The 6,651-nt window shown below is 52.3% G+C and carries 4 protein-coding genes and 2 pseudogenes; 2 read left to right on the plus strand and 4 right to left on the minus strand.

Annotated features, from left to right (window positions below):
- Positions 1-193: 193 nt before the first annotated feature.
- Positions 194-778 (minus strand): TrmB family transcriptional regulator, encoded by a 585-nt coding sequence (locus tag G9463_RS22780; protein WP_165897913.1) that lies wholly within the window; start codon positions 776-778, stop codon positions 194-196.
- A 394-nt stretch (positions 779-1,172) separates the two neighbouring features.
- Between G9463_RS22780 and G9463_RS22785 the strand changes: the two are divergent.
- Together G9463_RS22785 and G9463_RS22790 are read left to right on the plus strand one after the other, a co-directional pair.
- Positions 1,173-2,168, plus strand: a pseudogene (locus G9463_RS22785) (transposase).
- A 269-nt stretch (positions 2,169-2,437) separates the two neighbouring features.
- Positions 2,438-4,660: a VWA domain-containing protein gene (locus G9463_RS22790; protein WP_165897914.1), complete on the plus strand. Its 2,223-nt coding sequence runs from the start codon at positions 2,438-2,440 to the stop codon at positions 4,658-4,660.
- Here the strand turns inward: G9463_RS22790 and G9463_RS22795 are convergent, their stop codons facing one another.
- The 3 genes and pseudogenes from G9463_RS22795 to G9463_RS22805 form a co-directional block, all read right to left on the minus strand.
- A complete protein-coding gene (locus G9463_RS22795) occupies positions 4,661-5,425 on the minus strand; it encodes a hypothetical protein (RefSeq protein WP_007187625.1) in 765 nt (254 codons plus the stop codon).
- Positions 5,422-6,492, minus strand: a complete 1,071-nt coding sequence (locus G9463_RS22800) for a PKD domain-containing protein (RefSeq protein ID WP_165897915.1) — start codon at positions 6,490-6,492, stop codon at positions 5,422-5,424. The genes G9463_RS22795 and G9463_RS22800 overlap by 4 nt, the downstream gene beginning before the upstream one ends.
- Positions 6,493-6,555: 63 nt before the next feature.
- Positions 6,556-6,651 (minus strand): annotated as a pseudogene (locus G9463_RS22805) (IS5/IS1182 family transposase); the annotation flags it as partial.

Genomic DNA, 6,651 nt, shown 5'->3' on the forward strand with positions numbered 1-6,651 from the left:
AAAAACGACGACTTCTACGAGGCGTTCGTGGCGTTCGTCCTCGACGAGCGCCGCGAGGAGTTCATCGAGTATCTCGACCTGGACGAGTTGTAGAGAGTTTCTGAGATATCGGCTGTTTCGCGGTAGCCGAGTGGTTCTTTTGACGTGTTACACCGGAAACAGTGGGGTATGCAAACACATTAATAGTTGTCCGTCAGTCCTCTGCTGACGGTGGTTGGTCGCGAGCGTTCCGGATATCATCGAAGTATGGATCAACGGTTTCCATGTCCTGAACCACATCTCGGAGCGCATGCAGGACCGCAATCGCGAAGGCCTGCTGCAGATCGAGCTCCCGAGCTGCGACTCGTTCAGACATCTCACCGTTAGCATAGGGGATGGCATACGTGAGCGCAGCCGCGAGTTTGCCGAGCCCGTATCGTTCTAGGAGGAGGTCGAGGTCCTGGTCGTGTGGTGAGCGATCGACCGCCTCGATGAGAGTGGGCGTGACGGTATACTCGTCACCGTCCAAGTCTGCAGTCAGCGTGATCGGGACAGCGGAATACGTGTGCGTCTTCTGCTCTTCATCTCGGGTCAGGACACCGAGGTCAACGAGCGTTCCCATATCCGAGTACGCTGTCGTTCGAGGAATCTCTACCGCAGCGACGATATCGTCGATGGTTACGTCGCCCTCACGGAGAACAAACGTGTAGAGCCGGGCCAAGCGTGGCTCTTCCAGCAGTTGTGCAATCGACAGGAGCCCATTGATAGCACGTTCTGGGTCCCCGGCAGCTTTCGACATACAATTCATAATTCATGCGTTGAGTAATAACTGTTGGAACGGCGTCTTCAGCGGTATCGATATCTACTACCTACCGTTTGTCGGTTGGTTCTGATGCAATGCCTGACGCGATCTCCACATACTGAGAAACAAGTCTGACGCGAGGTTGCCCACCAAGGAGTCTGTCAATGAATGAGGGTGACTCCGGGAGAGTCCCGCTAAAGCCCCTGAAGCGTGAAGTACGTCATGGAGCCACCCCCTATAGCTGTAGCCTATAGGTACAGCCAATATTCCAGACCCGAGAACTTGAGGCCGTATTATCAACCTGCTACAGTTGGAACGCTGACGCTCCAGCAAGAGTGGAGTTGGCGGTGGTGCAGAGGTCCTCGCAGGGAAGCGGTAGGACGAATCTGATGTGTCTACGACCAGTTCCGTCCTACCACATAAAGCTACGGTCGAACAGGTCTTCAAAACACTGGACACCGAGACGACGGCGCTGTTCGAACAGTTGGATCTATCGTTTCTTGTGGACTATCCCGTGTTCGCCCCCGATCTGAGGGGCGAACACGGGTTCACAAGCCACCAGAACTCCTGAAAGGCGTCCTTCACTGCTTCTATCACGACATCTACAGTCCGCGTCCGACTGCGCGAGAACTCCACAACGAGGATGTCTGGCGGCAGTGTGGCTTCGAGAGTCCGCCGTCCCAGCGGACACTCTCACGGTTCATCACTGACTTCGAACTTGTCGCAGAGGACGTGTTCATCGACTTAGTCCACGAGCTTGCCGAGCAGGTACCGCTCGGCAAGCTCTTCCGTATCGATGGTACAGACATTCCCGTCGATCACCGTGACGAGGACGCTGAGTAGAACTACGACCACGCTGAAGACGACTACTATTACGGCTACGGCTGTTGTGTCGTGACCACCGCCAACAACATTCCCATCGCAGCAGCGTTCACTCCAGCGAAGAAAGTCGATGAGGAGACGGCGATGCGCGTCACGCGTGACGCGCTCGCCGTCGAAAGCTCACGCTGGATGATCGGTGACTCCGAGTTCAATATGCTGGAGTGGCACGACCACCTGCTAGCAGGCGGTCGTGCCGATTGCTCCGTACAACCCACGGAGCACGAACGATCCGCTCGATATTGATTACCACGTTGAGGAACGGATCAAAGAGCACAGCAACACGGTACGTCTCCGGCAGAAACAGTTTGAAGAGACGTACTCGTACCGCTCACAGGTTGAAACAGCAATCGGCGTCTGTAGGGATCTCGGCCTCGGGACCCCGCGGGTCCGAGGCCGAGTGAGAATCAAAGCACACGTCTTCCTCGCTCTGTGTCTCCGCTTGGCCGTTACACTTGCTAATCACCAGCGAGAAAACGATGTCGCTAGCCCCACAATCACGCTATGAGAACACTTCGGCACCACCGCCGTGTAGTTGCTAAACGCAATCGGCCAAGCCAGCCTTTAGTAATAGCTTCCATGAAACGGCAAGTGCTGGAGAGGTAGCTACCGCCGGCAAGAACGCACTCATCTATAGGGTGCAAACTACATATTGCTCCGGTGGTCGGTCTGTTGTTTGCTGTGAGAACCCCTCTGCAATACCATCTGGTGACAGTAGATATTAGTTGCAGTAGTTAATGATAGTAATATCAACAACCGACTCAAAATTATTATTTTATGATAGATAATGAACAAGAATATAGGGCAAATGCGCGCGGTGTTTCACAAGTTGTTGGGTATATCCTCTTATTAGCTATAGTAATAACTGGGTCAATCGGGGTGCTTGTTGTTGGTGCGCCGGCAATTGAAACAGTTACTGAGGAACAGGATGAGAGGCAGGCAAGCATCGTACTTCAGCATATGGACTCGAAATTCGCTTCGCTATCCACAAGCGGTGGAAAATCTCAAGCAGAAATCGACCTATCTTCCACCAGCCCCCGTAGCTATACTCTTGACCGGAGTGGGTGGCTGAATGTCACTGTAAACGACGACACAGCGTGTGCAGCAAATATGACCCTCGGCTCCGTTCGGTTTGCTGACGGAGCCACGACAATGGGTTACGAAGGGGGCGGCGTCTGGCGAAAGCAGGGCAGTGGTAGTGCTATGGTAACCGCACCAGCGCTTCAGTACCGTGACGGAAGTATTAATATACGATTGGTGAACCTCACCGGAAGCTTTGATCGCGGATACAGTGAAGCTCGCCTCCGTAAGGAGTCTTCAAGGAATCGAACGTTTTGGGTCCGGCAACGGCTCAATGCAGGCGACTGTGTGCGTCCTAATAACGTCACCATTGCCGTACAAAGTGATTTCTATCAAGCGTGGGGTACCTACCTAACTCAAGAGTTTGAGACTACCGCAGAAGTATATCGCAGCAATCAGACAGCGATCATTAGGTTGAATGAGACAGACCTTCCCCGGAGGGTTGATGTAGATCGTAACCGAGTCATCAATCTTACCAGCAATAACTACAACGATGTAACGCTGACCGGTGAAAGCATCAAAGTCGACAAGGGCGTTAATAACACTTACCGCGTGTCGGCGCGCCCGCTCCAGAATGGGACGATGCAGATTGGTAATATAACCTCTGTAGAGGCGGATTCGGAGATTCGTCGGCAACCGCTCGACGTGATGTTTGTCATCGATGAATCTGGATCCATGAGCCGGAATGACGGCGATACAACGACCCGTTCCGAAGAGGCACAAGCAGCTTCGAAGGCGTTCGTCGCGGATCTGAATGCGTCCCGGGACCGGGCCGGAGTCATCTCATATAACGATGGAGACGGTATCTACCGGATTACAGACAATAATAGGTACATTACCTCTAATTTTGGGACTGCATCGGCTGGTACTGGTCTTAACGAGACTATCGAAGACATCCCTGCTAGAGGTGGAACTGAAACCCAAAACGGAGTTCGTAAAGCCAATAATGTGTTTTCAATGAAGAGTGATGAGTCTAGAAATAAAGTTATGGTACTTTTGACGGACGGAGTTAATAATGATTGTCAAGACTGGGGAGACAATACTGATAATAACGACCCCTTCGACTGCGGTGGTCCGTCCCCAACCGACAATGAACTGACTGTTGAATATGCAAAAAACGCTGCAGGAGATGATGTCACTATTTATACTATTGGATATGGCGACTCCAGCGCAATCGACCAAGCTCTATTGAAGCGAGTTGCAACTGTCTCTGGTGGGGAGTTTTATCGTGCTGACGACGCTGACGAACTAAATGATATCTTCGATGAGATTCGGCGCTCTATCGCTAGCACACAGATAATCGCGCGCGATCCCATCTCCTCAAACATAACGGCTAATGGGACCGTCCACACGCCGGCAGTTCCTGGCGACGACAATCAGGTTGCACAGGTGAAAATTAATGGTCAGGTGTTTCATAATATCAACGACCCGTCGACTGACTCGCAATACAGTCACGTGTTCGCTATCAACGGCGGAGACAACGTGAGTGTGAAAGCTCACGACTACGAGTGTAAAGACGGCGCTTACGCGACAAGCGGTATCATCCGAGAATTTAACGACACTAGATATCGTGTGGCTCGCTGTACCGACATTGCCAGCCACACCGCAATCGAACCAACCCGGGTCTACACTAGCGGCGACGACATCACTGGTCTCGTCACCCGGAACTACAACTCTACATGGCAGGACAATATCACCAGCTACTTCGAGCAGTATGATAATATTGGCGTCGCCAATGAGAGCGGGAACTACATCCTCGATCTCAAGAGCAACCAAGCGGTTGTCTACTACGACCTTCCGAACGGGGATAAGAGTGAGAATATGCTTGTATTATTGTTTCAAGTCGGAGTTGCAGAGTCTGACGCAGAGGCTGCTGGTGTGGTCAATGTCGAAGTTACCAATGCCCATGTTTCGGGATGATCACCGAGTGAATGTCACATTAACATGGGTCTTAACAATCTGATACGTCTGCACTCCGCTACCGTTCCCGTCGCAAACGAATTCACTACCACTGGAGTGCCACCCCTCCTGTGACTCGAGATACTGGTTCCAACCGGATTCGAACTGCGAGCTGACCACTTCAACAGAAACGTTGGCACGGCCAGCCGTACTATTTCGCCCAGTCCGGTTTACCGGGAATGAAACAGTTGCATTCTCACGTTCAGCCGTTACTGACACAGTTCCGCCGCCGAGCTGTCGCCCCTCTACTCCATCGATTGTTACTAGCGACACGAGTGCGTGTTCATCAGTACAAACTAGTGTCGGCGAACCGACAACAGCAGTTCCACCCTTATCTCGGCGGAACACGGCCCCGCCTTCGTAGCCCACAGTCGTCCCATCAAGTTGGTACTCAACTCCACTGAGTTCATAGGTGGCTTCGTAGGCGTCAGGTCCTGTAGTGTTCCTCACAGATACGCGGAGTTGAGAGTCGGTTGAGGGAATAAGTCTGATTCGCCCCCGATTGAGGTCTAGCTCTCCACCGCGAGCTACAGACTGCCCGGTCTGCAATTCATCGATATTCTGCGCGACAATCTGGAACGATCGCTCAGCGTTCTCCAGTTGCTGATCGTTGCGCACTTCCTCAATCTGAGAGAGGCCAACGGTACTCACGAGCCCAAGAGAGAGGACGATAATAGAGAACACTAACACAAACCCGAGCGACTCACTTATGCCACGGTCGTTCATGGAGTGCCTTCGAAGCGCGTTGAGTTTGTCCGATCTCCGATCTTATACTTGAGACCAACACGGACGTGCTTTCCATCCATATTGACTAACCTTGCACTACTATCCCTGAAATCCCCGATATCGATTGTTTCCGTGGACCCATCAGAGATACTGACAGTGCTACCGAGTCTGACTATTCGTCCCCTGTCATAGATATTAACGACTCCGACGCTATCGATAGCATCATCATCTGTATCAATGAAAATATGCGTAATCTCGACATCTTTCCCGACGTTGTTCGTAACACTAAACGAAATCGTCGCGTCGTTGCTTCCTACGGTAGTCATGTCGCGATTATATTCCAGACCACTAACATCGATTGATTGTGTTCGCGTCGTGTTCTTGCCCTCATCGTCTTCAACTTGTAGAGTGACGTTATACCGGCCACCGTTTGAAAACGTATGTGTAGCCGTAGAGGTCGTCGTATTGGTTTCATACACACCATCATTATTCCAGTCCCACCGATACTCAGCCACGGAACCGTCGGGGTCAAATGAGCCACTCGCATTGAATGTGACTGGCTGTCGAGACCACGGCGAAGCTGGATTGAGATCGAAACTCGCCACAGGCGGCCTGTTGCCCACGCCGCTAACGAGAGAGATTGTGTCACGACTTACGCCCTCGCCGACGCCAATCCGGCTACTGAGGTCTTGGTTGGCAACCTCGTCATCAGCGGTGGTATCACCTGCTTCCGCTTGAAGCTGGAACGTTCCCTCATCGGCCAGAGTCATTGAAATTTGAGACTGATTACGGACTGGAACCATGACCGCAATTTCACTATCGCTAGACATGAGCCTGAGACAGGTATCAACAGTTGCTGGGAGGCGCCCGCCGCTGCAGACACTCGCACCGTGGAGAAGAGAGATTGAGTAGCGATTTCCTGTGACTCGTGACGGCTGGCTAGCGGTTACTGTCGCTTCGCCCCCCTGCTGCGCCAGCGTATCGACACGAGAAAATTCGCTTGCAAGTCGGTTTCCGATAGTCTCTAACTCCTCACGTGCCGCTTCTTGCTGCTGATCCTCAAGCATATTTGCCGCGCCAATTGTCAGTCCCGTAATTAACTGCCGTGTTGAATAGATGCTGAGTCACGGTTAGAGTGGTTCACAGAGCGGTTCTATGTTCGAGATGGCGAACATCAGGACAATCTCACGGAACTGTCGATACCAGCCGAGCGCTCGCACGGCGTC

Origin of the sequence: Haloarcula sp. JP-Z28, from assembly GCF_011440255.1 — an archaeon.
Lineage (GTDB): Archaea > Halobacteriota > Halobacteria > Halobacteriales > Haloarculaceae > Haloarcula > Haloarcula marismortui.

Coding starts and splice junctions, on each gene's coding strand:
- G9463_RS22780 (WP_165897913.1), bottom strand. CDS start 778: ATGTCGAAAGCTGCCGGGGACCCAGAACGTGCTATCAATGGGCTCCTG.
- G9463_RS22790 (WP_165897914.1), top strand. CDS start 2,438: ATGATAGATAATGAACAAGAATATAGGGCAAATGCGCGCGGTGTTTCA.
- G9463_RS22795 (WP_007187625.1), bottom strand. CDS start 5,425: ATGAACGACCGTGGCATAAGTGAGTCGCTCGGGTTTGTGTTAGTGTTC.
- G9463_RS22800 (WP_165897915.1), bottom strand. CDS start 6,492: ATGCTTGAGGATCAGCAGCAAGAAGCGGCACGTGAGGAGTTAGAGACT.